Source organism: Pseudomonas sp. UBA4194 (assembly GCF_002379585.1).
Lineage (GTDB): Bacteria > Pseudomonadota > Gammaproteobacteria > Pseudomonadales > Pseudomonadaceae > Aquipseudomonas.
In genome coordinates this window covers 114,689-141,237 of record NZ_DFUE01000056.1, presented here as the reverse complement: position 1 = coordinate 141,237, position 26,549 = coordinate 114,689, and the positions used below count along the sequence as shown (strand labels likewise).

Here is a 26,549-nt window from a genome sequence, read left to right as displayed (position 1 = left end):
CGCGTCCAGCGCTACCGGATTCTGTCAGATACACCATGTCGGGGGGGACGGGGCTTACGTCGCTGCTACGGGTTTGGGCTAAGCTGTGGCTTTTCCATCGCCCGCTGGAGCTGATATGTCTGATTTGATCCTGCATCACTATCCCACCTCGCCGTTTGCCGAAAAAGCGCGCCTGATGCTTGGCTTCAAGGGGCTGGCGTGGCGTTCGGTGCTGATCTCGCCGATCATGCCCAAACCCGACTTGACTGCCTTGACCGGTGGTTATCGCAAGACACCGGTGTTGCAGGTGGGTGCGGACATCTATTGTGATACGGCCATGATTGCCCGGCGCCTGGAACAGGAAAAAGCGCTGCCGGCGTTTCTGCCCGAGGGGCAGGAGTTGACTGTTGCCACGTTTGCTGCGTGGGCCGACTCGGTGTTGTTCCAGCATGCCGTAAGCCTGGTGTTCCAACCGGAATCCGTGGCGGTGCGTTTCGCCAGGCTGCCCCCGGAGGCGGTGAAGGCGTTCATGGCCGATCGCATGGCATTGTTCCAGGGCGGCAGCGCCACGCGCCTGTCCGCCGAACAGGCCAAACACCAGTGGCCTACGTTCATGGCGCGGCTGGAGCAGCAATTGCAGCGCGAGGAGGGGGACTATCTGTTCGGCGCAGCATCGTTGGCCGACTTTGCCATGGCCCATCCGCTGTGGTTCCTCAAGGGCACGCCGGTGACATCGCCGTTGGTGGACGCCTATCCGGCCATCCATGCCTGGTTGGGCCGTGTGCTGGGCTTCGGGCACGGGACCTACAGTGAGCTGAGTGCCGAGGATGCCATTGCCATCGCCAAAGAGGCGTCGCCGGCGGCCTTGCCGGATGAGCGTTTCGAAGACCTCAACGGGTTGAAGGCCGGCGATCGCGTGGCGATTTCGGCAGTGGATTACGGTGTTGACCCGGTGCAGGGGGAGTTGGTGTTTGCAGGGGTGGAGGCGTTGATTCTCAAGCGCGTCGACGAGCGTGCAGGCGAGGTCCACGTACACTTTCCGCGGGTGGGGTTTGCGGTGGTGAAGCAGTGAGTGGTGGTGAAGCAGTGAGTGATGTGCGGTGCTGAAGGCCCCTTCGCGGCTTCACGCCGCTCCTACAGGGGAATCGTGTTCCCCCATAGCACGTACCCCGCGCCGCGCACACCCCTGTAGGAGCGGCGTACAGCCGCGAAGGGGCCCGTCAGCCCACCGCCGCGTGCACCCCGTAGGAGCGGCGTACAGCCGCGAAGGGGCCATCAGCCCCACCGCCGCGTGCACCCTGTAGGAGCCGCGTACAGCCGCGAAGGCGGTGTCAGTCCTTGCGCCGCTTGAGCTGGTCGGTGAGTTGGGTGGGCAGGCCCTTGATGATCAGGGTGCCGGCCTCCTCGTCGTATTCGATCTTGGAGCCCAGCAGGTGTGCTTCGAAGCTGATCGACAGCCCTTCGGCACGGCCGGTGAAACGGCGAAACTGGTTGAGTGTGCGTTTGTCAGCCGGGATTTCCGGGGACAGGCCGTAGTCCTTGTTGCGAATGTGGTCGTAAAACGCCCGCGGACGCTCTTCGTCGATCAACCCGGATAGCTCCTGCAAGGTCACCGGCTCGCCCATCTTGGTCTGGCTGGTGGCGTATTCCACCAATGTCTGGGTTTTCTCGCGGGCGGCTTCTTCGGGCAGGTCCTCGCTCTCGACGAAGTCGCTGAACGCCTTGAGCAGCGTACGGGTTTCCCCCGGGCCGTCGACGCCTTCCTGGCAGCCGATGAAGTCGCGGAAGTACTCCGAGACTTTCTTGCCATTCTTGCCTTTGATGAACGAAATGTACTGCTTGGACTGTTTGTTGTTCTGCCATTCGGACAGGTTGATGCGCGCTGCCAGGTGTAACTGACCCAGGTCCAGGTGCCGCGACGGCATGACGTCCAGTTCCGAAGTGACCGCCACGCCCTCGCTGTGGTGCAGCAGCGCGATGGCCAGGTAATCGGTCATGCCCTGCTGATAATGGGCAAACAGAATATGCCCGCCGGTGGACAGGTTCGATTCCTCCATCAGCTTCTGCAGGTGCTCCACCGCGACCCGGCTGAAGGCGGTGAAGTCGGTGCCTTCGTCCAGGTATTCCTTGAGCCAGCCGCTGAACGGATGCGCGCCGGACTCGGCGTGGAAGAACCCCCAGGCCTTGCCTTGCTTGGCGTTGTAGCTGTCGTTGAGGTCGGCGAGCAGGTTCTCGATGGCGGCGGACTCGGCCAGTTCGCTGTCACGCGCGTGGAGCACGGCTGGGGTGCCGTCGGGTTTCTTGTCGATCAGGTGGACGATGCAATGACGGATCGGCATGGGCTTCTCGGCTGGGTCAAAAGGGCATGCGCGACGGCGTGTGGCTGGCCGCCCGGCAAAGGCGCCAAGTGTAACGTAGATGGGCATTTGCAGGCTTATCGGGGCCTGTTGGCGCAGCTGAAACGACGAAATCTTCCATTTTTCGGCCAATCCCATGATAAACCTGAACAAATGCCCAGCTAGTGGCGGATATTTGTCTGGCTCTGTGCTAGTTTTGCCCGGTCTTGCGGCCCACGAGGCCGTAAAGCCCGCAGTGGGCGGCTTTCGCGTCGAACCAAACGCCTTTTTGTGCATCTACCATTGGCGATTGGCATGACCGAAACACGAGCCCCGGCCTCACGTGCAGGCCCGGCTCGATGACAGACGCTGCACTCTGCAATCCAATTGAATTTGATAGGGAAGGTACACCACCATGGCATTAACCAAAGACCAACTGATCGCCGATATCGCTGAAGCTATCGACGCGCCAAAGACTACCGCGCGTAACGCCATCGAGCAGCTGGGCCAGATCGTTGCCGATCAATTGGAAAATGGCAGCGAAATCACCCTGCCAGGTATCGGCAAGCTGAAAATCACCGAGCGTCCAGCCCGTACCGGCCGCAACCCTTCGACTGGCGCTGCCATCGAAATCGCTGCCAAGAAAGTCGTCAAGTTCGTCCCAGCCAAAGTGCTGACCGATTCCGTCAACAAGTAATTGTAAACGGCTCGACGAACCGTGCCGCGGTCAACCCGGGCGCGGTTCCCGTAGCAGCGGCGTAAGCCGCGTCCCCCTCCTACCCACTCCCCCAAACCACCCTCGCTTAGCCCCTCAATAAACATCCCGCCGATACCGCCCGCTCTCCAGCAACCCCTCAACCCCATCAGCCCCCAGAATATCCAGCAACGCCTGATCCACACCGCTCGCCATCCCTTCCAGGCTGCCGCAGACATAGATCACGGCGCCGTCGGCAAGCCAGTGCTTCAGTTCCTCAGCCGCCTCGCGCAAGCGGTCCTGAACGTAGATCCTGGTTGCCTGATCACGGGAGAATGCCAGGTCCAGGCGTGCCAGCTCGCCGGTTCGCAGCCAGCTTTCAAGCTCTTGACGGCAGTAGTAGTCATGGGCCTGATTGCGTTCGCCGAACAGCAGCCAGTTACGCCGCTGGCCCTGGGCAATGCGTTGCTTGAGCAGGCTGCGCAGGCCCGCCAGGCCCGTGCCGTTGCCCAGCAGGATGACGGGAAGGTCTTGCTCTGGCAGGTGGAAACCGCTGTTGCGGTGCAGTCGCACGCTGATCGCACCCTCTACCGGCGCATGCTCGGTGAGCCAACCTGAGCCGAGGCCCAGACTACCGTCGGCGTGACGTTCCTGACGCACGATAAGCTCCAGGCTGCCATCTTCCGGGATCGAAGCGATGGAGTATTCACGGGCCGTGATGGGAATGAGTGCGTCGACCAGCGCCTGGGCGTGCAGGCCCACCAGGTGCTCACGGCTTTGGGGCAGGTGCCGGCTGGCCAGGGCCTGGCCAAGCGTTTCGCTGAGACCGTCGACCTGGACGCGGGCCTCGGTATCCAGACCCAGGCCTTGAAGCAGTTGAGTGACGCTCTGGGCGCTGTTACGCGGCAGGATATCGACCAGGTCACCCGCTTCCCAGGCCGGGTGCTCGGTGTTGTGCAGGCCGATCAGGTAAACCGGCGCACCCTGGCTGCCGGGGTTCAACCATTGGCGTCGGGTCAGGGTCCAGTGGGCGAAGGTCGGGGCTTGCCACAGCCCTTGGGGCGCTACACCGGTCAGGTGGCCCAGTTGCTGTTGCCAATGCTGCAAGGCGGCTGGATCGTCGTTGTCCACTTCCACCGGGGCGAACAGCCCGTGGGCGCCCTGGCCGATCAGCCAGGTGTCCAAGCGCCGAGCGAAGCCGCAAAACTGTGCGTATTGCCGGTCGCCCAGGGCCAGCAGGCCATAGCTCAGCCCGTCCAGTGCCCCGGGCTGCCCCAGCACCTTGCGCTCGAAACGCCGAGCACTGTCCGGGGCTTCGCCGTCACCAAAGGTGCTGACCACAAACAGGGCCCTGCGGGCCTCGCGCAGGTCAGCCGCATCCAGGCTGGCCAGGGCCTGCACGCGCACTGCCTGGCCCGCCGCCTGCAACTGCCCGGCGGTCTGCCAGGCCAGGCGCTCGGCGAAGCCGCTCTGGCTGGCGAAACCGATCAGCCAGGCCGGCTGATCGCTCAGGGGCTGGCCAAGCTCGGCACGGGCCAGGCGCACCTGGCGCTTCTTGGCGCGCCGGTCCAGGTACAGCAGCCAGCCTGTGATCAGGAACAATGGCATGGTCAGGCTGGCAAGCATCATCAGGATGCGCCCGACCAGGCCGAAGTAACTGCCTACGTGCAGCGCATAGATGCTGGTGAGCAATTGGGCTTTGAAAGACTTGTCTTCGTAGCGCTGCACATCCTTGAGGGTCCCGGTGGTGGGGTCCAGGTTGATGACGCCGAATGCGCGGTCGTGGGGTGAATCCTTGAGCAGGTAGAACACTGTGGCCGGCTGTGCGGCATTGGGGGGCAGGCGCAGATTGACCAGGCTCAGCTCAGGGCCAGCGGTGTTGCGGATGGTCGACCACACGGCGTCGTAGTCCACGGTTGGCGGCACATCGGTTGCCGATGGCGGGCGCCGTTCACCCCGCTTGGTCGCGGCCGGGGCATCGGAGAGTAATTGATTGACCGCGTTGCCGAACCATTGATACGACCAGGTCAGGCCGGTAAGCGCGGCCAGGAGGTAGAACAGCAGGCACCAGGTACCGAACACTGCGTGCAGATCCCAGTTGAAGACTCGGCCTTTCTTGGCCCAATCCAGGGTCAGCCAGACTCTCCAGTTCAAGGCTTTGCGGGGCCAGCGCAGGTACAGGCCCGAGAGGCAGAAGAACACCAGCATCAAGGTGCAGGCGGCGGTGATCTGCCGACCGGTGCCGCCCATGGCCAGGAATCGATGCAGTTCGAGCATGAGGTCGAAAAAACCTTCGCCCACCACGTCGCCTTGCAGATCGCCGGTGTACGGGTCGAAGTACTCTGCCGGCCCGCGCCGTTGGCCGGGAGGCGGGGTGAAGAACACCCGCGCGGCGTGCCCGTCGACCAGGTCGATGCGCAGCGCGGTGACCTTGGAGTGTTGCCGTTGCTCCAGGATTCGCACCAGTTCTGCCGCAGGCAGGATGCCCGTGTCGCGCACATCGACCGTGAGCGACTGGGGATTGATGGCACGCAGAATTTCCTCTTCGAACGAGTAGCTGGCGCCAGTGATCCCCATCAGGGCCAGCACCAGGCCGCCAGTGATGCCAAAGAACCAGTGCAACTGGAAGAGGACTTTCTTGAACACGGATCACCTTGGCATGCGGTCTGGGTGGGACGGGCGGCATTATGCCGGATTATCGTGAGAATGAATCTCAGGTGCTTTTCTGGGTGTTGCCTATCGGGCCGGGGATGACGGTGCAGGGGCCCGTCACTCCCATGACCCAAGCGCTTCACACAAAAAGCCCCGCATCACCAAGGTGAGCGGGGCGCAAAGATCGATGCGCGATCTTCAGAAGTGGAAGTTGGTGCTCAACAGCGCGGTACGCCCCGCCGCCTGGTTGGCAAAGTGGGTGGTGAAGGCCCGGTCGTAGTAGGTCTTGTCGGTCAGGTTCTGTACGTTGAGCTGGACATCGAAGTTCTTGCTGATCTTGTAGCTGGCCATGGCGTCGTAGCGCACGTAGCTGTCGACCATGGTGGTGTTGGCCACGCTGCCGAACACGTCATCCATGTAGAACGCGCCGCCGCCGACCGTCAGCTTCGGGGTGAGGGCGTACGTGGTCCACAGGCTGGCGCTGTTGTTCGGCGTGTTGGGCATCTGGTTGCCGTCATTGGCGGCGCCCAGTGGGCCGTTGTCGACGACGCGAGCTTCCAGGTAGCTATAGCCGGCGAACACCTGCCATTGGTCGGTGATCTTGCCCGATGCCGACAGTTCGAGGCCGTCGACACGGGTCTTGCCAGCGTTCTCGTAACCGAAGGTGCTGGTCTGTACGCGGGTATTTTCTTTTTCGGTACGGAAGATCGCCGCGGTCAGCGAGAGCCGCTGGTCGAGCAGGTCCCATTTGGTGCCGATTTCGTAGTTGGTGGTTTCTTCCGGCTCCAGGTCGCTGCTCAGCAGGTTGCCACTGCGGTCTGGGGTGCCGCCCAGCGGGTTGCCTTCGATGCCCTCACCCAGCATCGAGCCTGGGGGTGTGGCCGACGTGGCGTAGGAGGCGTAGATGCTGCCGTTTTCGGCGGGTTTCCAGACCAGGCCGATCTGACCGGTAACGAACTCGCTGGTGTCATCGCCTTTGGCCGTGGTGGCGCCGACGGCGGTGTGGGTGCGGTAATCGGTTTCGAAGTGGTCGTAGCGCAACCCGGCGTTCACCTGCCATTGCGGGCTCAGCTCGAGGGTGTCGAACACATAGATCGCGCGCGTCTTGCTGGAGGTGTCGGTCCCGGCATAGTTGCGCGAGATCGCGCCGTTCCACGGATCATCCGGGTTGGGGTTGGCCAGTGAGGTGCAGTTGTAGCCGCTGGAGACGATCGTGCCCGGCGTGCACGTGCTGGTGGACGCGGCGGTCAGCGGGGTGGTGTCGGTGTTCACGGTGTAGGAACTGCGGTCGCTCTCTTCGCGGGTGAACTCGATGCCCGTGGAGAAGCTGTTCTTGAAGCCGGCTACATAGAAGTCGCCAAACAGATCGGTCTGGTTGGTGGTAGTCGCGGTGTTACCCACACGGGTGTTGGCCCGGCGCCAGACACTGCCGTTGTTGACGTTGCGCTGACTGTCATCGGGCTGGGTGAGGATATAGTCCTGCAGGGTGTTGCCGTGGCGCAGCGTGTTCTTGATCGTCAACGAGTCGGTCAGGTCATGCTCGATGGCAAAGGTGGCGATGTCGCTGCGCGTCTTGCGGAAGTCGCGGTCGCTCAAGCCGTAGAAGTTGCTGCTGTCGCCGCCGTCGTTGGGTTTGTCCGGATTGGCCGAGGTACGTGCGGCGCTACCCGCGGCAGGAATGCTGTATGGAATGCCGGAGTCCGGCAGATCATTGCTTTCCATGTGGTAGTAATCGAGGTTGACGCGAGTGTCGGTGCCCAGGCCGAAGGCCAGCGAGGGAGCGATGCCCCAGCGGTCGTAGTCGACCTTGTCGCGACCGGCCACATTGCTTTCGTGGCTCATCAGGTTCAGCCGGCCAGCCGCGGTGTCGGTGAACTGGTAATTGCCATCCAGGGTGTAGCGCTGGGTCTGATCCGAGCCCCAGGTGAAGCCGCCATCGAAAGAATTGCCCAGGTGAGCCTTCTTGCTCACCAGGTTGATCGTGCCGCCGGCAGCGCCACGGCCGCCAATGGCGGAGTTCGGGCCCTTGCTGACCTCGATGGATTCTACGGCGAAGATTTCCCGGCTCTGGGCGCCTGCATCGCGTACGCCGTCCAGGTAGGTGTCGCCTTGAGCGTCGAAACCACGGATGAAAGGCCGATCGCCTTGTGGGTTGCCGCCTTCGCCGGCACCGAACGTGATACCCGGCACGGTGCGCAGGGCATCCTGCAGGTTCAGCGCAGCGGTGTCCTTGAGCACCTGCTGCGGTACCACGGTCACCGAGCGTGGCGTGTCCACCAGCGGTGCGGTGTATTTGGGCGAAGACGCCTTTTCTACCTGGTAGGAGGTCTGGTCCTGGCCGGCTTCGCCGGTGATGCTGGTGGCGCCCAGGGATACCGAGCTCTTTTTGGTATCTGTGTCGTCGGCAGCCTGTGCCATGTGCGAGACGGACGCGGCGCCGATGGCCATGCCGATGGCGGAAGCCAGCAGACGAGGCGAGCTGACCGGTATGAATGTGTTTTGGCGCGACATGATATGAACCTTCCCCAAGGTGTGAGGCGGCGGAGCATAATGTAACTGCATATTTGTATCAATTGAGACAGATTATTATTTGCATCGCCTTTACGATCTTTACAATTTCTCCCGACAGTTCGTACGTCTACATACAATTGGTCGCCTATACAGGGGCAATGGGAATCAATACCATTGGCCACCTTTTGCCCTTCGGTATTTGCCATCATGCTTCTGCACATTCCCGCCGTGTTCACCGCCGATGAGGTGCTGCGTATTCGCCAGGCCCTGGAGCAAGCCGATTGGGCCGATGGCAAGCTGACGGCGGGCCACCAATCGGCCAAAGCCAAGCACAACCTGCAACTGCCCGAGGGGCATCCCCTGGCGCTGGAAATCGGCGCAGCACTGCTCGAGCGGTTGTGGGCCAACCCGCTGTTCATGTCGGCGGCGTTACCGAACAAGGTGTTCCCGCCGCTGCTCAATTGCTATACCGCCGGCGGCAACTTCGACTTTCACATCGACAATGCCGTGCGCCAGGCCAAGGGCAGCGTCGAACGGGTGCGCACCGATCTTTCCTCCACGCTGTTTTTCAGTGATCCGGATGACTACGACGGTGGTGAGCTGGTGATCCAGGACACCTTCGGCACCCGCGAGGTGAAATTGCCGGCCGGTGATCTGCTGTTGTATCCCGCCACCAGCCTGCACAAGGTTCGCGCGGTCAGTCGTGGCGCGCGCTATGCCTCCTTCTTCTGGACCCAGAGCCTGGTGCGTGAGGACAGTCAGCGTGCGCTGCTGTTCGAGATGGATGCCGCCATCCAGCAATTGAGCCGGGACGTGCCCGATCATCCATCGCTGATCCAGCTCACCGGCACGTACCACAACTTGCTGCGCCGCTGGGTGGATGTATGAGCGTGGGGTGGGACCTGCGCCGCAAGGAGCTGCTCGATGGCGAGCAACTCAAGGCCATGCTGACCGCCAACCCCGCAAAGGCGGCCCAGGCGGTATTGATGGCGGCGGGGCAGGGCGTGCTCGAAGCACAGGCGCTGCTGGGCCAGATACTGCTCGATGGCCGCGGTATCGAGCGAGACCCGGCCTTGGCCGTGAAGTGGTTCGGCATTGCCGCACGGCGCGGTCATCTGATGGCGCGCAACATGCTCGGACGCTGCCACGAGCATGGCTGGGGTTGCCCGGCCGATGCTGCCGAAGCTGCCCGCCACTACCGGCACGCGGCCAAGGCTGGGCTGGATTGGGGGCTGTACAACCTGGCCAATCTGCTCGGTACCGGTAGAGGTGTGCCGTTGGATCATCAGCAGGCGTTCGCGTGTTACTTGCAAGCCGCCACCATGGGTCACGCCAAGTCGATGAACCTGGTGGGGCGCTATCTGGAGCAGGGCCTGGTGGCCGGGGCGGATTTGCCCAGGCCGGCGGTCTGGTATCTGCGTTCGGCCGAAGCGGGAGACTTTCGCGGTCAGTTCAGCCATGCCGCGATGTTGGTGGAGCAGGGCGATGTCGACGGCGCGTTGCTGTGGTTGCAGCGGGCGCTGGGGGGCGGCAATGCCAATTTCCTGCGGGCCAGTGCGCCGGTGCTGGCACAGGCGGCGGATGAACGGGTGCGGGGGATGGGGGTTTTGTATCAGGCGCGGTTGGAGGCGCTTACTGCGGCTTAGTGCTCGACCGGAGGGCCTCATCGCGGGTAGAACCCGCTCCCACAAGGGGCGACTCTCACAAGGGCTGACTCTCACAAGGTCCTGATCATGCAGAAGCCTGCTCCCATGTGAGGGGTTGGGAGATGCGGTGTGGGAGCGGGCTCCGCCCGCGATGGCGTACTACCCGGTACTCCATAAAAAAACCGGGCACAGAGGCCCGGTTTCTTCACGCATCCAAACCTCAGATGTAGAAGGATTTCAGCGGCGGGAAGCCATTGAATTCCACCGCACTGTAGCTGGTGGTGTAGGCACCGGTGGACAGCCAGTACAGGCGATCACCGATGGCCAGGTTCAACGGCAGGCCGTACTTGTAGTGCTCGTACATGATGTCGGCGCTGTCACAGGTAGGGCCGGCGATGACCACTTCTTCCATCTCGCCTTTCTTCTCGGTCCAGATCGGGAACTTGATGGACTCGTCCATGGTTTCGATCAAACCGCTGAATTTGCCCACGTCGGTGTAGACCCAGCGCTCGACCGCCGTGCGCGACTTGCGTGCTACCAGCACCACTTCGCTGACCAGGATGCCGGCGTTGGCAATCAGCGAGCGGCCCGGCTCCAGAATGATTTCGGGCAGGTCGTCGCCGAAGTCTTCCTTCAGGAAACGAATGATTTCCTCGGCATAGGTTTCCAGGCTGTTGGTGCGGGTGATGTAGTTGGCCGGGAAGCCACCGCCCATGTTGATCAGCTTGAGCACGATGCCGTCTTCTTCCTTGAGACGCTCGAAGATCACCTTGACCTTGGCGATGGCCGCATCCCATACGCTGATGTCGCGCTGCTGGGAGCCCACGTGGAAGGAGATGCCATAAGGCACCAGGCCCAGGTCGCGGGCCAGGATCAGCAGGTCCATGGCCATGTCGGTCTGGCAGCCGAACTTGCGTGACAGCGGCCAGTCGGCGGTGGTGGAGCCTTCGGTGAGGATACGCACGTAGACTTTCGAGCCCGGCGCGGCCTTGGCGATGTTACGCAGGTCGGCTTCGGAGTCGGTGGCGAACAGGCGCACGCCCTTGTCGTAGAAGTAGCGGATGTCCTTGGACTTCTTGATGGTGTTGCCGTAGCTGATGCGATCCGGGCCGACGCCCTGGCCCATCACCTTGTCCAGCTCGTAGATGGAGGCGATGTCGAAGCTCGAACCCTTGTCGCGCAACAGGTCGATGATTTCCACGGCCGGGTTGGCCTTGACCGCGTAATACACCTTGGCAAATTCAAAACCGGCGCGCAGGTCATCGTAGGCCTTGCTGATCATGGCCGTGTCGATGAGCACGAAGGGGGTTTCTTGCTTGTCGGCAAACGCCTTCATTTTGTTGAAGGTATCGCGTGCGAAGTAGTCTTCGACGTTGATCGACATGCTAGGGACTCCTGGTGGCAAACATGGTGAATTTAAATGGGCTCAAATGACCGTCCTCCGTATCCCCACTTTGGTTCGCCTACTTCCCAAGGCATGTCGCCGAAAGCAAAAAGGCCATTGGTAGAGTGCTCCCCGATGGCCTTGCTGTCCCGTCGTCAGTACTTGAGCCGGATGGATCGTTTCCAGCATGGACGGTCGGCGCGAACTTTAGGGTGTGGAGGGCTTGAGATCAACTAAAAATGTCGCGTTTTCATACGTGATCGTTGCGGTCCGCCATGTGCGCACGGCGCGACCCCTTGTGTAACCGACCGATATGACAGCCTGATGTTCCCCTAACACGCCCCGTCGGTTATTCCTTCACGTTCATGAACTCCTTGGCCCAGGCCACGTAGCTCTCCGGCAGGGTGTAGGTGTGGGTCAGTTCCGTGGCGCTCAGGTCCGAGCTTTTGCTCAGCAATTGTCGCTGTTCGCGAAGTGAATCGTAGGTGGCCTTGATCGCAGCGAAGTACGCGCCATGACCGTCGACGACGATACGCACACCGAGTTCAGCCAGGCGCACATCGTCGTGCAGCGCCGGATTGCCGTAGGTCACCAGCATCAACGGCACGGTGAGGTTCTCGGCAATCTGCTCCAGATGGTCGAAGTCTTTCACGCCGACCATGCAGATCCCGTCCGCACCGGCGTTCTGGTAGGCGAGGGTGCGGCTGATGACCTCCTGGGTGGACAGCACGCCGGCATGGGTTCGGGCGATGATGGTCAGTTCGGGATCGACGCGCGCTTCCAGCGCCGCGCGGATCTTGCCGACGCCTTCGGCCACCGAGATCAGGTCGGTGGAACGACGGCCGAATTGCGCGGGCAGCAGGGTGTCTTCGATGGTCAGCGCGCCGATGCCGGCACGTTCCAGTTCAACCACGGTGCGCATCACGTTCAACGCGTTGCCGTAGCCGTGGTCGGCGTCGGCGATGACTGGCAGTTGGGCAACGCGACCGATCCGGGTCGCCTGTTCGGCGAACTCGGACAAGGTGATCAGGGCAAAGTCGGGCGCCGCCAGCACCTGCAGCGAGGCGACCGAGCCACCGAGGATACCCACTTCGAAACCCAGGTCGGCGGCGATGCGTGCCGACATCGGGTCGAATACCGAAGCGGTGTGATAGCAGTTTTTGGAGGCAAGCAATTCACGGAACTGACGACGCAGTGCCGTATGGGACACGGTTGGCATAAACGCTCCTGATTCTGGCGAAACCCCGATGCCTGTCGCGGAGGGTTTCTGGAACTTTATCGATTCTTCATGGGTTTTTAGTGACTGACGCCAGTTTATCACTGGGCAACCGGGCGGGGGGAGATGTTGGGCTGCTGGTAGAGGACTGGGTGTTGGCGTAGCCAAAAAAAAACCGCGCATTCAGCGCGGTTTTTCAGAAAGGGCATCTCGCCCAGTGCCAGCCTGGCGACTCAGACGTTGAAGCGGAAGTGCATCACATCGCCGTCCTTGACGATGTACTCCTTGCCTTCCAGGCGCCACTTGCCGGCTTCCTTGGTACCGGCTTCGCCGTTGTACTGGATGAAGTCGTTGTAGGCGATGACTTCGGCGCGGATGAAGCCCTTTTCGAAGTCGGTGTGGATCACGCCGGCCGCCTGAGGGGCGGTGGCGCCGATCTTCACGGTCCAGGCACGCACTTCTTCGACACCGGCGGTGAAGTAGGTCTGCAGGTTGAGCAGGTCGTAGCCCGCGCGGATCACGCGGTTCAGACCCGGCTCTTCCAGGCCCAGGGCCTCGAGGAACATGTCCTTCTCTTCACCGTCGTCGAGCTCGGCGATTTCCGCTTCGATCTTGTTGCACACCGGCACCACGATAGCGCCTTCTTCTTCGGCGATGGCGCGCACGATATCCAGCAGCGGGTTATCTTCGAAGCCGTCTTCAGCCACGTTGGCGATGTACATCACAGGCTTGGTGGTGAGCAGGTGGAAGCCACGGATCACGGCTTTTTCGTCGTTACCCATGTTCTTCATCAGGCTGCGTGCCGGCTTGCCCAAGGTGAAGTGGGCAATCAGCTGCTCCAGCAGGCCCTTTTGCACCACGGCGTCCTTGTCACCACCCTTGGCGTTGCGTGCGACTTTCTGCAGTTGTTTCTCGCAGCTGTCCAGGTCGGCGAAGATCAGCTCCAGGTCGATGATCTCGATGTCACGCTTGGGGTCGACGCTGTTGGAAACGTGGATCACGTTCTCGTCTTCGAAGCAGCGCACCACGTGGGCGATGGCGTCGGTTTCGCGGATGTTGGCCAGGAACTTGTTGCCCAGGCCTTCACCTTTCGAGGCGCCGGCCACCAGGCCTGCGATGTCGACGAACTCCATGGTGGTCGGCAGGATGCGCTTGGGATTGACGATGGCCGCCAAGGCTTCCAGGCGCACATCAGGCATTGGCACGATGCCGCTGTTCGGCTCGATGGTGCAGAACGGGAAGTTCTCCGCCGCAATGCCGGATTTGGTCAGCGCATTGAACAGAGTGGACTTGCCGACGTTGGGCAGGCCGACGATGCCGCAGTTGAATCCCATGGTGATTCCCTCTTCGAAGAGTCAGGCCTTTTGGCTGTGCAGGTTTTTCATCGCGCGATTCCACTCGCCGGCGAAGATATCCGGCAGCACACCGAGGGCAAAATCGATACTGGCGTCCAGCTTCTCCTGCTCGGCGCGCGGCGCACGACCCAGGACGAAATTGGACACCAACTTGCTGTCACCCGGGTGGCCGATGCCAAGCCGCAGGCGGTAGAAGCCGTTGTCGTTGCCGAGCTGCGCAATGATGTCGCGCAACCCGTTATGCCCGCCGTGCCCGCCGCCCAGTTTGAGCTTGGCGACGCCGGGGGGCAGATCGAGTTCGTCGTGCGCCACCAGAATCGCTTGCGGCGGGATGCGAAAGAAATTCGCCAACGCTGCCACGGACTGGCCGCTGCGGTTCATGTACGTGGTGGGGATGAGCAGACGAACATCGTGGCCCTGATGGCTGAAACGCGCCGTCAGGCCAAAATACTTGCGATCGGCAACCAGGTTCACGCGGTGTGCCTGGGCGATGCGCTCAACGAAAAGAGCCCCTGCGTTATGCCGGGTCTGTTCGTATTCGGGGCCGGGGTTACCCAGGCCAACGATCAGTTGTATGGCGGTCACGGTAGGGGCTCTTCCTTTTTGAGGCAGGGATAACAAAGCGCTGCGATGTTATCCCCAACTCGACGTGCGAGTAAAAAAATTACTCGGCAGCGCCTTCTTCCGGAGTTTCGTCGGCAACGATACGCGGAGCGTGAACGTTGGCGATTGCCAGGTCGGTGCCATGAGCCAGTGCCACGAACTCGACGCCTTTAGGGGCTTTGAGGTCGGACAGGTGGATGATGGTGCCGATTTCAGCTTCAGCCATGTCGACTTCGATGAACTCAGGCAGGTCTTTAGGCAGGCAGGTTACTTCCAGCTCGGTCTCGGTGTGCGAGATCTCGCCGCCTTTCTTGACAGCCGGTTCCTGGTTCATGAAGTGCAGAGGCACGATGGCGGTCAGTTTCTGGCCGGCGATCACGCGTACGAAGTCAGCGTGCAGGACGTGACCCTTGGCTGGGTGACGTTGCAGCGCCTTGATCAGGACGTTCTGCTTGGTGCCGCCAACGTTCAGTTCGATAACGTGGCTGAAAGCCGCTTCGTTTTCGAGCAGTTTGGCAACTTCCTTGGCCAGCATGCTGATGGACTCAGGGGCTTTGTCGCCACCGTAGACAACAGCTGGAACCAGGCTTGCGAGACGACGCAGGCGGCGGCTCGCACCTTTCCCCAGGTCGGAACGCGATTCAGCATTCAGGGTAAAATCGTTCATGTGTTTCTCCAAAATAACCACGTTCGCCCAGCGTTTGCGACCAGCGCCAAGGCGATACGGGCAAAAAAGCCCCGGCCCGACAAGAGTGTCGGGCCGGGGCGCTTTTCGTCAGAGCGGTGTTCGCGAAGGGCAGGGCCCTCAGCGGAACATCGCGCTGATCGATTCTTCATTGCTGATGCGACGCATCGCTTCTGCAACGACCGGTGCGATATCCAGTTGACGGATACGCGCACAGGCTTGTGCGGCGGCGGACAGCGGAATGGTGTTGGTCACCACTAGCTCGTCCAGCACGGATTTTTCGATGTTCTCGATTGCACGGCCCGACAGAACTGGGTGGGTGCAATAGGCGAACACCTTGGCCGCGCCGTGTTCTTTCAAGGCCTTGGCTGCGTGGCACAAGGTGCCAGCGGTGTCGACCATGTCGTCGACCAGAATACAGGTACGCCCTTCGACGTCGCCGATGATGTGCATCACTTCGGAGTGATTGGCTTTCTCACGGCGCTTGTCGATGATCCCGAGATCCACGCCCAGGGACTTGGCAACGGCACGTGCACGCACGACACCACCAATATCCGGGGATACGATCATCAGGTTTTCGAAGCGTTGGTCTTCGATGTCATCCACCAGTACTGGGGAGCCATAGATGTTATCTACAGGAATATCGAAGAAACCTTGAATCTGATCGGCGTGAAGATCGACGGTGAGAACACGGTCGATACCTACCACGGTGAGCATGTCGGCAACGACCTTGGCGCTGATTGCCACACGGGCAGAGCGCGGACGGCGGTCCTGACGAGCGTAACCGAAGCAGGGGATCACGGCGGTGATTCGCGATGCTGAGGAGCGGCGGAAGGCGTCGGCCATCAGCACCAGTTCCATCAGGTTATCGTTGGTCGGCGCGCACGTTGGCTGAATAATGAAGACGTCTTTACCGCGGACGTTTTCATTGATCTCAGTGCTGATTTCACCGTCGGAGAACTTGCCGACAGAGACATCACCCAGTGGGATATGCAGCTGACGCACAACGCGCCGAGCCAGATCGGGGTTGGCGTTCCCCGCAAAGACCATCATCTTGGACACGCGCAGTACCTGCCGGCTGAGGGTATACCTGGATGAGTATAGGAAAATGGCAGGGGCGGCTGGATTCGAACCAACGCATGGCAGGATCAAAACCTGCTGCCTTACCGCTTGGCGACGCCCCTGTAGCTTGAAACAACCGAGTGCCCAGCACTCGTTTCTCAGAACAGACTTTGCAGCTTGCGATGCAACATCGAAACGTTGCTTCCCTTGGCTACGAACCCTGTAAGGGTGTCTGCAAGAAGGTGCGAAACTCTATCAGCTTCCGCTTTGCTTGGGAAGGCCCCAAACACACAACTTCCAGTTCCGGTGAGCCTTGCTTCAGTGAATTTATCCAGTAAATTCAAAGCGTTACGTACATCTGGGTAACGACGCTCGACTACCGCTTGACAGTCATTACGACTGTTTCCCTCGAGAACGGGGCGCACTTTAATGGGCGCCGAGTCACGTGTCAACAAAGGATCTGAAAAAATTTCTGCTGTACTTACAGAGACTTGCGGAACGAGCACGAGATACCAGGGTTCAGGCGGCTGCACAGGAGTGAGTTTCTCGCCCACACCTTCGGCGAAAGCAGCGCGCCCGCGTACGAATACCGGTACGTCGGCACCCAGGGACAGGCCCAGTTCGGCCAGCTGATCTTCGCTGCAGCGGGTTTGCCACAGGTGGTCCAGGCCCAGCAATGTGGTGGCCGCATCCGAGCTGCCGCCGCCGATGCCGCCGCCCATGGGCAGCACCTTGCGCAGCCAGATGTCGGCGCCCAGCTCGGTGCCGGTCAGGGCCTGGAGCCTGCGCGCGGCCTTGACGATGAGGTTGCTGTCGTGAGGCACGTCGGCGATGTCCGTATGCAGCTTGATCACGCCATCGGTGCGCACGGCGAAGTCCAGCTCGTCGCCGTGGTCGACAAACTGAAACACCGTCTGCAGTTCGTGGTAGCCGTCGGGGCGGCGGCCCAGAATGTGCAACATCAGGTTGAGCTTGGCCGGGGCGGGCAGGGTCAGCAATTCACTCATGGTAGGTGCTCGATCACTGGCCCAGTCGGCGCGGCTGCCAATCCTTGACCACGAGGGTCACGTCCAGGTCCTGGCCATGCAGCTTGATCCGCTCCGGCAGCCAGTAGCCGTTCTGCTCGGCGTAACTCAGGTACTCGACCTTCCACCCATCCTGATCCAGCCCCGCCAGACGGCTGTCGCCGTCCAGGGTCAGCTGACTCTTGCTGTCGGGTGCCGGCAGGCCGCGGACCCACCAGGACAGATGGGACACGGGAAGTTTCCAGCCCAACTGCTGCTCCAGCAGCTCCTCAGGGGTGGCGGCCTCATAGCGACCCTGATTGGCGACCTCCAGGCTGACCTGGCCGGGGCGGCCGGTCAGTCGGGCGGCGCCTCGGCCGAGGGGGCCGGACAGGCGGATGTCGTAGTAATCCTGGCGTTGCAGCCAGTACAGGGTGCCGGAGCCCGAATCTTTCGGCGCGCGGATGCCGATCTTGCCGTTGATTTCCCAGCCGTCGAGCTGGCTCAACTGCTGTTTGTGGGCTTGCCACTGCTGCGGGTTGCCCTGGCCTTGCAGCGCCTCGCGCGAGCCGATGCCGGCACAGCCGGCCAGCAGGGCGATCAAGGCGAACGTAGAGAGATTGCGGACGAAAGCTGTATTACAAAAACGCATATATTAAAGGGTCTCGGAACCGGTCAGGCGCAGAATGGTGCTGCGCAGGATAGGGCTGTCAGGTTGTTCTTGCAGGGCCTTGCCCCAGATTTTCTTCGCTTCGCGCTGCTTGCCGTTGGCCCACAGGACTTCGCCCAGGTGCGCGGCGACTTCGTGATCGGGGAAACGCTCCAGGGCGCTGCGCAGGTAGCGCTCGGCTGCATCGAGGTTGCCCAGGCGATAATTGACCCAGCCCAGGCTGTCGAGCACTGCCGGGTCTTCGGGGTTCAGGCTGTGGGCCTTTTCGATCAGCGTGCGGGCCTCCTCGAACCGCGTGGTGCGGTCCGAGAGGGTGTAGCCCAAGGCGTTGAGCGCCATGGCATTGTTCGGCTCGCGGGCAAGAATCGCGCGCAGGTCTTTTTCCATCTGCACCAGATCGTTGCGCTTTTCCGCCAGCATCGAGCGGGTATACAGCAGATTCAAGTCGTCGGGGTTCTGCTTGATGGCATTCTGCAGCACCAGCCAGGCGTCCTGGGTCTTGTCGTTGTTGGCCAGGGTTTCGGCCTCGATCAAGTACAGCTGGATGGCGTAATCAGGCTGATTGCTACGGGCCTCGGCCAGGCGGCGGGAGGCTTCCACGGCGCGGCCATTGGCGATCAGAATGTCGGCCTGGCGCAATTGGGCGGGCAGGAAGTCGGTGCCGGGGCCCACCTGGGTGTATTCATCCAGGGCCGCTTGAGGGTTGCCTCGCTCTTCGGCGATGCGGCCCAGATTCAAGTGCGCGGAATCGACATGGCTGCCACGTTCCACCAGTTCCTGCAGGTAGCTGTAGGCCTCGTCCCAGGCTTTGGCCTCCAGGCATACCAGTGCCAGGGAGTAGCGCAGCTCATCGTCGTCCGGGTACTGCTGAACCAGAGTGGAAAACTGCACCTTGGCGTCGTCCATGCGGTTCTGTTCCACCAGCATGCGCGCGTAGGTCAGGCGCAGGCGCTTGTCCTCGGGGTATTTCTTGAGGTTCTTCTCCAGCAGGGGCAAGGCTTCGCTGCCCCGGTCAAGGCTGGCCAGCAGCCGTGCACGCAACAGGATCGGTGCGATTTCGCCATCCTGAGGCGGGTTGCTCTCGAGCAGCGCCAAGGCGCCCTGGCCGTCGCCGCCCTGTTGCAGCAGCAGGGCCTTGCCAAAGATCAACTGGCCGTTGCCGGGATACTTCTGCAGCAGGCGCTCGAAACTCTGCAACAGGCCCTGGCGAGTGCTCTCGTCGGTATCGGCGGCCGACAGTGCAAGGAAATCGAAATGGGTGTCGCCCTGGCCCTGGAGGACTTTTTCCATGTACTGCAGGGATTCGTCGTAGTCGCCATTGCGGGCCAGTTGGATGGCCGCGGCGCGCTGGGCATCGAGGTCGGTGGGGGCATTTTTGGCCCACAGCAACGAGGTTTCCAGGGCCGACGGATCGGCGCCCAGGTACTCGGCAATGCGAAACGCCCGCTCGGCCACAGCCGGGTCCTGGGTCTTGCGGGCCTGGTCGACATAGTTGTCCAGCGCAATATCGAAACGATTGCGCTGCCCGGCCAGCTCTGCACTGAGCAGGCTGAACACGGTCTCCTCGGTGAACGAGCCGTACACCTGTGGTTCGGCGTCCGGCGTCGGCGCCGGCTGAGCCACGGGTACGGGGGCTGCCTGTTGCTGGGGAGACCACGATTGGCAACCCTGGAGCAAGGCAACGGCGAGGAACAACGCGGAGGTTCTATTCATAGAGGGGTTTTGGCGACTTACCTGCGGTCGGATCATCATGACACAAGCCACAGGTCAAACCCATAACTCGAGGTTGCCTATTAGGACAATAGATAGCGGTGGTTGTTCTCGATCTGTCGAAGTAGGACAATTGTCGGCTTCTCGACATCATCAGCGACCTTGAATGGCCTTCCTTGCCCTCGGTATCAACCATAAGACTGCTTCGGTAGACGTACGCGAGCGCGTGGCGTTTACGCCTGAGCAGCTGGTTGAGGCCTTGCAGCAGCTTTGCCGGCTGACTCACAGCCGCGAAGCAGCGATCCTCTCGACCTGCAATCGCAGCGAGCTGTACATCGAACAGGATCTCCTGGGTGCCGATGCGGTGCTGCGCTGGCTGGCCGATTACCACCGTTTGAGCGTCGACGAACTGCGCGCCAGTGCTTATGTGCACGAGGAAGATGCGGCCGTTCGTCACATGATGCGGGTGGCCTCGGGCCTCGATTCGCTGGTGTTGGGCGAGCCGCAGATCCTTGGCCAGATGAAGTCGGCCTACGCCGTGGCGCGCGAGGCCGGCACCATCGGGCCGCTGCTGGGCAGGCTGTTCCAGGCGACGTTCAGTGCCGCCAAGCAGGTGCGCACCGACACCGCCATTGGCGAAAACCCGGTGTCGGTGGCCTTTGCCGCAGTCAGCCTGGCCAAGCAGATCTTCAGCGACCTGCAGCGCAGCCAGGCGCTGCTGATCGGCGCCGGCGAAACCATTACCCTGGTCGCCCGCCACCTGCACGAGCAGGGCGTCAAGCGTATCGTGGTGGCGAATCGTACCCTGGAGCGTGCCAGCAGCTTGGCCGAACAGTTCGGCGCGCACGCGGTACTGCTGGCCGACATTCCCCAGGAACTGGTCAACAGCGATATCGTCATCAGCTCCACCGCCAGCCAGTTGCCCATTCTGGGTAAAGGTGCGGTGGAAAGCGCGCTGAAGCTGCGCAAGCACAAGCCGATATTCATGGTCGACATCGCCGTGCCGCGGGATATCGAGCCTGAGGTGGGCGAGCTGGACGATGTTTACCTGTACACCGTGGATGACCTCCACGAAGTGGTGGCGGAAAACCTCAAAAGCCGCCAAGGTGCGGCGCAGGCCGCCGAAGAGCTGGTCAGCGTCGGTGCCGATGATTTCATGCTGCGCCTGCGCGAGCTGGCGGCAGTGGACGTGCTCAAGGCCTACCGCCAACAGGGCGAGCGCTTGCGCGACGAGGAATTGCAAAAAGCCCTGCGCCTGTTGGCCAACGGCGGTAACGCCGAAGACGTGTTGGCCCAACTGGCCCGCGGGTTGACCAACAAGCTGCTGCATGCGCCCAGCGTGCACATGAAAAAGCTCTCCGCCGAAGGCCGCGTCGATGCGCTGGCCATGGCCCAGGAACTCTTTGCCCTCAACGAGGGCTCTACGGATAAACCGCCGCAATGAAAGCGTCACTGCTCAATAAACTGGACACGATCCAGGACCGTTTCGAGGAATTGACCGCCTTGCTGGGCGATGCCGAAGTCATTTCCGAGCAAACCCGTTTCCGCGCCTACTCCAAGGAGTACGCCGAGCTGGAGCCGGTCGTCGTCGGCTACCAGCAGTGGGCCAAGGTCAATGCCGACCTCGAAGGCGCCCAGGCGCTGCTCAAGGACAATGACCCGGACATGCGCGACATGGCCGCCGAAGAAGTGCGCGAAGCCAAGGAGCAACTGGTGGTGCTCGAGGGTGCCCTGCAGCGCATGCTGCTGCCCAAGGACCCGAACGATGGCCGCAACGTGTTCCTGGAGATTCGTGCCGGTACCGGTGGCGACGAGGCGGCGATCTTCTCCGGTGATCTGTTTCGCATGTATTCACGCTATGCCGAGCGGCGTGGCTGGCGGGTCGAGATCCTGTCCGAAAACGAGGGCGAGCACGGCGGCTATAAAGAAGTCATTGCCCGGGTCGAGGGCGACAACGTCTACGGCAAGCTCAAGTTCGAATCCGGCGCGCACCGGGTGCAACGCGTACCGGAAACCGAGTCCCAGGGCCGTATCCATACGTCCGCCTGCACCGTGGCGGTGTTGCCCGAACCCGACGAGCATGTGGCGATCGAGATCAACCCGGCGGATCTGCGCGTAGACACCTACCGCTCATCCGGCGCCGGTGGCCAGCACGTCAACAAGACCGACTCGGCGATCCGTATTACCCACCTGCCCACCGGCATCGTCGTCGAGTGTCAGGAAGAGCGTTCCCAGCACAAGAACCGCGCCCGAGCCATGAGCTGGCTGTCGGCCAAGCTCAACGACATGCAGACCAGCGCCGCGGCCAATGCCATTGCCAGCGAACGCAAGCTGCTGGTGGGCTCCGGGGATCGTTCCGAGCGCATCCGTACCTACAATTTTCCCCAGGGCAGGGTGACCGACCACCGGGTCAACCTCACGCTTTATTCGCTGGATGAAGTGTTGGCCGGCGCCGTCGATGCAGTGATAGAGCCACTTCTGGCCGAATACCAGGCCGATCAGTTGGCCGCGTTGGGTGAATGACACATGACCATCATTGCCACACTGTTACGCAGTGCCGAACTTCCCGACTCGCCCACGGCCCGACTGGACGCCGAACTGTTGCTCGCCGCGGCCCTGGGCAAAGCGCGCAGCTACCTGCACACCTGGCCGGAGCGGATCGTCACCAGTGAGGCGGCCGCAGCGTTTGCCGGTTTCATCGAGCGCCGCCGAAGGGGTGAACCGGTGGCTTATATCCTGGGTCATCAGGGCTTCTGGAAACTCGACCTCGAAGTCGCGGCGCATACCCTGATCCCGCGTCCCGATACAGAACTGCTGGTGGAAACGGCCTTGCAATTGCTGCCCAGAGGGTCGGCACGGGTGCTGGACCTGGGCACCGGCACAGGCGCGATTGCCCTGGCGCTGGCCAGCGAGTGCGGCGCCTGGCAGGTGACAGCGGTGGACCGGATAGCCGAAGCCGTGGCGTTGGCCGAGCGCAACCGGGTGCGTCTTGAGCTTGGCAACGCCCGTGTGTTGGAAAGCCACTGGTTCAGCGCGCTGGACGGTGAACGATTCGACCTGATCGTCAGCAACCCGCCGTACATTGCCGCCGCCGATCCGCACCTGAGTGCCGGCGATGTGCGCTTTGAACCGGCCAGCGCGTTGGTAGCGGGCATCGACGGTCTCGATGACATACGTCACATCGTGCAGCGGGCGCCTCAGCATCTGGCGCCTGCCGGCTGGCTGCTGCTGGAGCACGGTTACGATCAGGCCGCCGCGGTGCGCGAGCTGCTTGCCCGACACGACTTCGAACAGATCGAAAGTCGCGTCGACCTCGGCGGGCATCAGCGCATCACCTTCGGGCGGCTGCTGTGCTGACCGATCAGGAGCTGCTGCGCTACAGCCGTCAGGTGCTGCTGGCTCAGGTCGATATCGCCGGGCAGCTGCGATTGAAGAACAGCCGTGCGCTGATCATCGGCCTGGGTGGGCTGGGTTCGCCAGTGGCCATGTACCTGGCGGCCGCGGGCGTGGGCGAACTGCACCTAGCGGACTTCGACACGGTGGACCTGACCAACCTGCAGCGTCAGGTCATGCACGACAGCGCATCGGTGGGCACCAGCAAGGTCGACTCGGCGATCCAGCGCCTGGGCGCGATCAACCCCGAGATCGCGCTGATCGCTCATCGCAGCGCGCTGGATGCCGATTCATTGGACGCTGCCGTCGCTTCGGTGGATCTGGTGCTCGACTGCTCCGATAATTTCGCTACGCGCGAAGCGGTGAACGCCGCCTGCTTCGCGGCGGGCAAGCCCCTGGTCAGTGGCGCGGCGATTCGCCTGGAAGGGCAGCTTTCGGTGTTCGACCCCCGCCGCCCCGAGAGCCCGTGCTACCACTGCCTCTACGGCCACGGCAGCGAGACCGAGTTGACCTGCAGCGAAGCCGGTGTGGTCGGGCCGCTGGTAGGGCTGGTGGGCAGTCTGCAGGCGCTGGAAGCGCTGAAGCTGCTGGCTGAGTTCGGCGATCCGCTGATCGGGCGTTTGCTGTTGATCGATGCGTTGGGCACGCGGTTTCGTGAACTGCGAGTCAAGCGTGACCCGCAGTGCGGCGTCTGTGGCAGTCGACGTGTCTGAGGCGCCGGTCGGCGTTTTCGATTCGGGCGTCGGCGGTCTGTCGGTGCTGCACGAAATCGAACGCCTGCTGCCCCGAGAATCCTTGCTGTACGTCGCGGATTGCGGGCACATCCCGTATGGCGAGAAAACCCCCGAATTCATTCGCGAGCGCTGCCTGCAGGTGGCGCGATTCTTTCGTGAGCAAGGCGCCAAGGCGCTGGTGCTGGCCTGCAACACGGCGACCGTGGCGGCCGTGGCGGACTTGCGTCAACGTTATCCCGAGTGGCCGATCGTTGGCATGGAGCCTGCGGTCAAACCCGCGGCGGCAGCGACCCGCAGCGGCGTGGTGGGCGTGCTGGCTACCACCGGCACCCTGCAAAGCGCCAAGTTCGCCGCATTACTCGACCGTTTCGCCAGTGACGTGCAGGTGATTACTCAGCCCTGTCCTGGCCTGGTGGAACTGATCGAGACCGGTGACCTGCACAGCCCCGCCTTGCGCAGTCTGTTGCGGAGTTATGTCGAGCCGTTGCTGGCAGCCGGCTGCGACACGCTGATTCTGGGCTGCACGCATTACCCCTTCCTCAAGCCCCTGCTGCTGGCCATGGTGCCCCGTGAGGTGGTGCTGGTCGATACCGGCGCGGCGGTAGCGCGGCAGTTGCAACGCCTGCTGGCGGAGCAGCATGCGCTGGCGACGGGCGAAGCTCGCCCGGTGCGATTCTGGACGAGTGGCAGTCCGGAAAATTTCAGAAATGTCCTACCTATGCTGGGTAAATCGTCTGATAGTGTGCAAAGATTCCATTTGTAAAAAAAATGTGAAATAAAAGCTTTGTGTCACTGAACTTACACGCAAGCCGAGATTTCTATAGCTTGTCTGCTGAGGCGACAAAAATTCTTACAACTGAATTCCCTAGGATGTTTCTCATGAAGAGATTGTTCTCTTTGGCTGCGCTTGCAGCCGTGTTGTTGGGGCACAGCATTTCCGCACAAGCGGTTGATCTGTCGTTTTCGGCGGGTGAAACCGGCGAATCTTCCCAGGTCTACCGTATTGGTGTTCAGTCCAATTGGGACAAGAGCTGGTTTCAAACCAGTGTCGGCCATCTGACCGGCTACTGGGATGCAGGCTACACCTACTGGGACGGCAAGGACTTCAAGGATAACCACAGCCTGTCGTTCGCACCGGTCTTCGTTTACGAGTTCGGCAGCGGTTCGGTGAAGCCGTACATCGAGGCGGGTATCGGCGTGGCCGCATTCGCCCATACCCAGATCGAGGGCAACAAGCTGGGCTCCTCGTTCAACTTCGAAGACCGCATCGGTTTCGGCCTGCGCTTCGGTGGTGGGCATGAGCTGGGTGTGAGAGCGATCCATTATTCCAACGCCGGCATCAAAGAGCCAAACGATGGGATCGAGGCATATACCTTGAATTATCGGATGCCTTTGTAAGGCTGATGGTGGGGGCGCCCGGGAGGGTGCCTTCGCGGCTGTACGCCGCTCCTACAGGGTGGGGGCGGCGGCGTATCTGCTTATTTTGTCTTGCGTGATGGCAGGTTCTTGAAGGCTGCCAGTGCACGTTCGCGACCTTCCTTCAGATCCACGATTGGCGCCGGGTAGTCTCCATCCGCGAACAAATCACCCGCGGGCGGTGCATGCACCTGCTTGCTGTCCAAATGCTTGAGCTCAGGTAGCCATTGCTTGAGAAAAACCCCTTGTTCATCGAAGCGCATCGACTGGCTGACGGGGTTGAAAATGCGAAAGTACGGCACCGAATCGGTTCCGGTCGAAGCACTCCACTGCCAGCCACCATTGTTGGACGCCAGATCGCCGTCGATCAGGTGCTGCATGAAGAAGCGCTCACCCTCCCTCCAGTCGATCAACAGGTTCTTGCTCAAGAACATTGCGGCAATCATGCGCAGGCGGTTATGCATCCAGCCGGTGGCTACCAACTGGCGCATGGCGGCGTCGACAATCGGAATGCCGGTGCGGCCTTCCTGCCAGGCTTGCAGGTCCTTGGGCGCATTGCGCCAGGGCAGGGCTTCGTACTCCAGGCGGAAGGCACGGTGCATCGAGACCCGTGGATAGCCCACCAGAATGTGCTTGTAGAATTCCCGCCAGATCAATTCGCTGATCCAGGTCACCACGCCAACGTTGCCGCTTTCGAATTCGCCGCGGTTGCTGTTCAGGGCGCTATGCAGGCATTGGCGGGGCGAGACCACGCCGGCTGCCAGGTACGCGGAAATCTGGCTGGTGCCGGGGCGGGCAGGCAGGTCACGCTCGACCTTGTAATGTTCTATAGGCTGATCGGTAAAAACCTTCAGGCGCTGGCTGGCTTCGTCTTCGCCCGCTGGCCACATCTGCTGGAGGGTCTTGCTGGGCGTGGCGAAGCCTTTGACGTGGTCAGGCACCTTGTCGGCCGCCACGTGTACCGGTTTCTGTGCCTTCGGCGTGGCCACCAGTGCCGGCGGTGAGTGGTGCAGGCGTTCGTAGCACACCTTGCGAAACTGACTGAACACCTGGAAATAGGTGCCGCCCTTGGTCAGTACGCTGCCGGGTTTGAACAGCAACTGGTCCAGGTAGCGCTCCAGGGTGATGCCTTGTTCATCGAGCAGCGCTGCCACGGCGTCGTCGCGCCGGGTTTCGTTGACCCCGTATTCCTCATTGCAGTGCACCGCCTCGATGCCGTGTTCCTTGCACAGCTGGGCGATCACCTTGGGTGCTTTGTCCCAGGTGTCGGCTTCGCGAATCAACAGGGGAATATGCAGTTTTTTCAAGGCGGCACTGAGCTGCTTGAGGTTACGCAGCCAGAAATCCACCTTGTTTGGCGAATCGTCGTGGGCTTGCCACTGGCCGGGGCTGAGCAAGTACAAGGCCAGGGTAGGGCCTTTGGCGCAGGCGGCCGCCAGGGCGGTGTTGTCATGCACACGCAGGTCGCTGCGCAGCCAGATCAATTGCATGGGGAAGAC

General features: G+C 61.8%; 23 protein-coding genes and 1 tRNA gene. 10 read left to right on the top strand and 14 right to left on the bottom strand.

All coding sequences use genetic code 11. The annotated features are described in order from the left end of the window. The first annotated feature begins 115 nt into the window (after nucleotides 1-115). Nucleotides 116-1,051, top strand: coding sequence for a glutathione S-transferase family protein (locus B3397_RS14590; RefSeq protein WP_296251289.1), 936 nt, complete (start codon nucleotides 116-118; stop codon nucleotides 1,049-1,051). A gap of 259 nt (nucleotides 1,052-1,310) precedes the next feature. Here B3397_RS14590 and yejK read toward each other — a convergent pair whose 3' ends face one another. Further along, complete coding sequence (yejK, locus tag B3397_RS14585; RefSeq protein ID WP_296251288.1) at nucleotides 1,311-2,318, bottom strand: nucleoid-associated protein YejK; 1,008 nt, start codon at nucleotides 2,316-2,318, stop codon at nucleotides 1,311-1,313. Between the two features lie 412 nt (nucleotides 2,319-2,730). Here yejK and B3397_RS14580 point away from each other — a divergent pair, with 412 nt between their 5' ends. After that, complete coding sequence (locus tag B3397_RS14580; RefSeq protein WP_043186365.1) at nucleotides 2,731-3,012, top strand: HU family DNA-binding protein; 282 nt, start codon at nucleotides 2,731-2,733, stop codon at nucleotides 3,010-3,012. A gap of 114 nt (nucleotides 3,013-3,126) precedes the next feature. Here the strand turns inward: B3397_RS14580 and B3397_RS14575 are convergent, their stop codons facing one another. Both B3397_RS14575 and B3397_RS14570 read right to left on the bottom strand, forming a co-directional pair. After that, nucleotides 3,127-5,655, bottom strand: a complete 2,529-nt coding sequence (locus tag B3397_RS14575; protein WP_296251283.1) for a sulfite reductase flavoprotein subunit alpha — start codon at nucleotides 5,653-5,655, stop codon at nucleotides 3,127-3,129. Between the two features lie 204 nt (nucleotides 5,656-5,859). Further along, the gene (locus tag B3397_RS14570; RefSeq protein WP_296251281.1) at nucleotides 5,860-8,172 is read right to left on the bottom strand and encodes a TonB-dependent receptor; all 2,313 of its coding nucleotides are present in this window, start codon (nucleotides 8,170-8,172) and stop codon (nucleotides 5,860-5,862) included. Between the two features lie 207 nt (nucleotides 8,173-8,379). Between B3397_RS14570 and B3397_RS14565 the strand changes: the two genes are divergently transcribed. Both B3397_RS14565 and B3397_RS14560 read left to right on the top strand, forming a co-directional pair. After that, nucleotides 8,380-9,060, top strand: a complete 681-nt coding sequence (locus B3397_RS14565; protein ID WP_296251279.1) for a Fe2+-dependent dioxygenase — start codon at nucleotides 8,380-8,382, stop codon at nucleotides 9,058-9,060. A gap of 2 nt (nucleotides 9,061-9,062) precedes the next feature. Next, on the top strand, nucleotides 9,063-9,818 hold the full coding sequence (locus B3397_RS14560) for a tetratricopeptide repeat protein (protein WP_296251310.1): 756 nt from the start codon (nucleotides 9,063-9,065) through the stop codon (nucleotides 9,816-9,818). Between the two features lie 220 nt (nucleotides 9,819-10,038). On the opposite strand, the gene B3397_RS14555 is transcribed toward B3397_RS14560, so the two are convergent. The 10 genes from B3397_RS14555 to B3397_RS14510 form a co-directional block, all read right to left on the bottom strand. Beyond that, nucleotides 10,039-11,202, bottom strand: coding sequence for a type III PLP-dependent enzyme (locus B3397_RS14555; RefSeq protein ID WP_296251277.1), 1,164 nt, complete (start codon nucleotides 11,200-11,202; stop codon nucleotides 10,039-10,041). 349 nt (nucleotides 11,203-11,551) lie between these two features. Beyond that, entirely contained in the window at nucleotides 11,552-12,421 is an 870-nt protein-coding gene (locus B3397_RS14550; RefSeq protein WP_296251275.1) for an isocitrate lyase/PEP mutase family protein, read from the bottom strand. Nucleotides 12,422-12,651: 230 nt separating this feature from the next. Further along, on the bottom strand, nucleotides 12,652-13,752 hold the full coding sequence (gene ychF, locus B3397_RS14545; protein WP_296251273.1) for a redox-regulated ATPase YchF: 1,101 nt from the start codon (nucleotides 13,750-13,752) through the stop codon (nucleotides 12,652-12,654). Between the two features lie 21 nt (nucleotides 13,753-13,773). After that, complete coding sequence (gene pth, locus B3397_RS14540) at nucleotides 13,774-14,358, bottom strand: aminoacyl-tRNA hydrolase (RefSeq protein ID WP_296251271.1); 585 nt, start codon at nucleotides 14,356-14,358, stop codon at nucleotides 13,774-13,776. A 79-nt stretch (nucleotides 14,359-14,437) separates the two neighbouring features. Further along, a complete protein-coding gene (locus tag B3397_RS14535; protein ID WP_296251270.1) occupies nucleotides 14,438-15,043 on the bottom strand; it encodes a 50S ribosomal protein L25/general stress protein Ctc in 606 nt (201 codons plus the stop codon). 138 nt (nucleotides 15,044-15,181) lie between these two features. Beyond that, nucleotides 15,182-16,123 (bottom strand): ribose-phosphate pyrophosphokinase, encoded by a 942-nt coding sequence (locus B3397_RS14530; protein ID WP_296251269.1) that lies wholly within the window; start codon nucleotides 16,121-16,123, stop codon nucleotides 15,182-15,184. 47 nt (nucleotides 16,124-16,170) lie between these two features. Further along, nucleotides 16,171-16,245 (bottom strand) — tRNA-Gln (locus B3397_RS14525). Between the two features lie 36 nt (nucleotides 16,246-16,281). Next, on the bottom strand, nucleotides 16,282-17,130 hold the full coding sequence (ispE, locus tag B3397_RS14520; RefSeq protein WP_296251267.1) for a 4-(cytidine 5'-diphospho)-2-C-methyl-D-erythritol kinase: 849 nt from the start codon (nucleotides 17,128-17,130) through the stop codon (nucleotides 16,282-16,284). Between the two features lie 13 nt (nucleotides 17,131-17,143). After that, nucleotides 17,144-17,779, bottom strand: a complete 636-nt coding sequence (lolB, locus tag B3397_RS14515; protein ID WP_296251265.1) for a lipoprotein insertase outer membrane protein LolB — start codon at nucleotides 17,777-17,779, stop codon at nucleotides 17,144-17,146. A gap of 3 nt (nucleotides 17,780-17,782) precedes the next feature. After that, on the bottom strand, nucleotides 17,783-19,510 hold the full coding sequence (locus B3397_RS14510; RefSeq protein ID WP_296251264.1) for a tetratricopeptide repeat protein: 1,728 nt from the start codon (nucleotides 19,508-19,510) through the stop codon (nucleotides 17,783-17,785). A 163-nt stretch (nucleotides 19,511-19,673) separates the two neighbouring features. Between B3397_RS14510 and hemA the strand changes: the two genes are divergently transcribed. The 6 genes from hemA to B3397_RS14480 all read left to right on the top strand — a co-directional run bounded on the left by hemA (nucleotide 19,674) and on the right by B3397_RS14480 (nucleotide 25,032). Then, complete coding sequence (gene hemA / locus B3397_RS14505) at nucleotides 19,674-20,951, top strand: glutamyl-tRNA reductase (RefSeq protein WP_296251262.1); 1,278 nt, start codon at nucleotides 19,674-19,676, stop codon at nucleotides 20,949-20,951. Beyond that, a complete protein-coding gene (gene prfA, locus B3397_RS14500; RefSeq protein WP_296251261.1) occupies nucleotides 20,948-22,030 on the top strand; it encodes a peptide chain release factor 1 in 1,083 nt (360 codons plus the stop codon). Before hemA ends, prfA begins: the two co-directional genes overlap by 4 nt. 3 nt (nucleotides 22,031-22,033) lie before the next feature. Next, complete coding sequence (gene prmC, locus B3397_RS14495; protein WP_296251259.1) at nucleotides 22,034-22,864, top strand: peptide chain release factor N(5)-glutamine methyltransferase; 831 nt, start codon at nucleotides 22,034-22,036, stop codon at nucleotides 22,862-22,864. Beyond that, nucleotides 22,858-23,613 carry a molybdopterin-synthase adenylyltransferase MoeB gene (locus B3397_RS14490; RefSeq protein ID WP_296251257.1) on the top strand — a complete coding sequence of 252 codons (756 nt, stop codon included), beginning with the start codon at nucleotides 22,858-22,860 and terminating at the stop codon, nucleotides 23,611-23,613. The genes prmC and B3397_RS14490 overlap by 7 nt, the downstream gene beginning before the upstream one ends. Next, nucleotides 23,606-24,397 (top strand): glutamate racemase, encoded by a 792-nt coding sequence (gene murI, locus B3397_RS14485; RefSeq protein WP_296251254.1) that lies wholly within the window; start codon nucleotides 23,606-23,608, stop codon nucleotides 24,395-24,397. Before B3397_RS14490 ends, murI begins: the two co-directional genes overlap by 8 nt. Nucleotides 24,398-24,513: 116 nt before the next feature. Then, complete coding sequence (locus B3397_RS14480; protein WP_296251252.1) at nucleotides 24,514-25,032, top strand: acyloxyacyl hydrolase; 519 nt, start codon at nucleotides 24,514-24,516, stop codon at nucleotides 25,030-25,032. Nucleotides 25,033-25,112: 80 nt separating this feature from the next. Here B3397_RS14480 and phrB read toward each other — a convergent pair whose 3' ends face one another. Further along, entirely contained in the window at nucleotides 25,113-26,540 is a 1,428-nt protein-coding gene (gene phrB / locus B3397_RS14475; RefSeq protein WP_296251250.1) for a deoxyribodipyrimidine photo-lyase, read from the bottom strand. Nucleotides 26,541-26,549 lie beyond the last annotated feature (9 nt).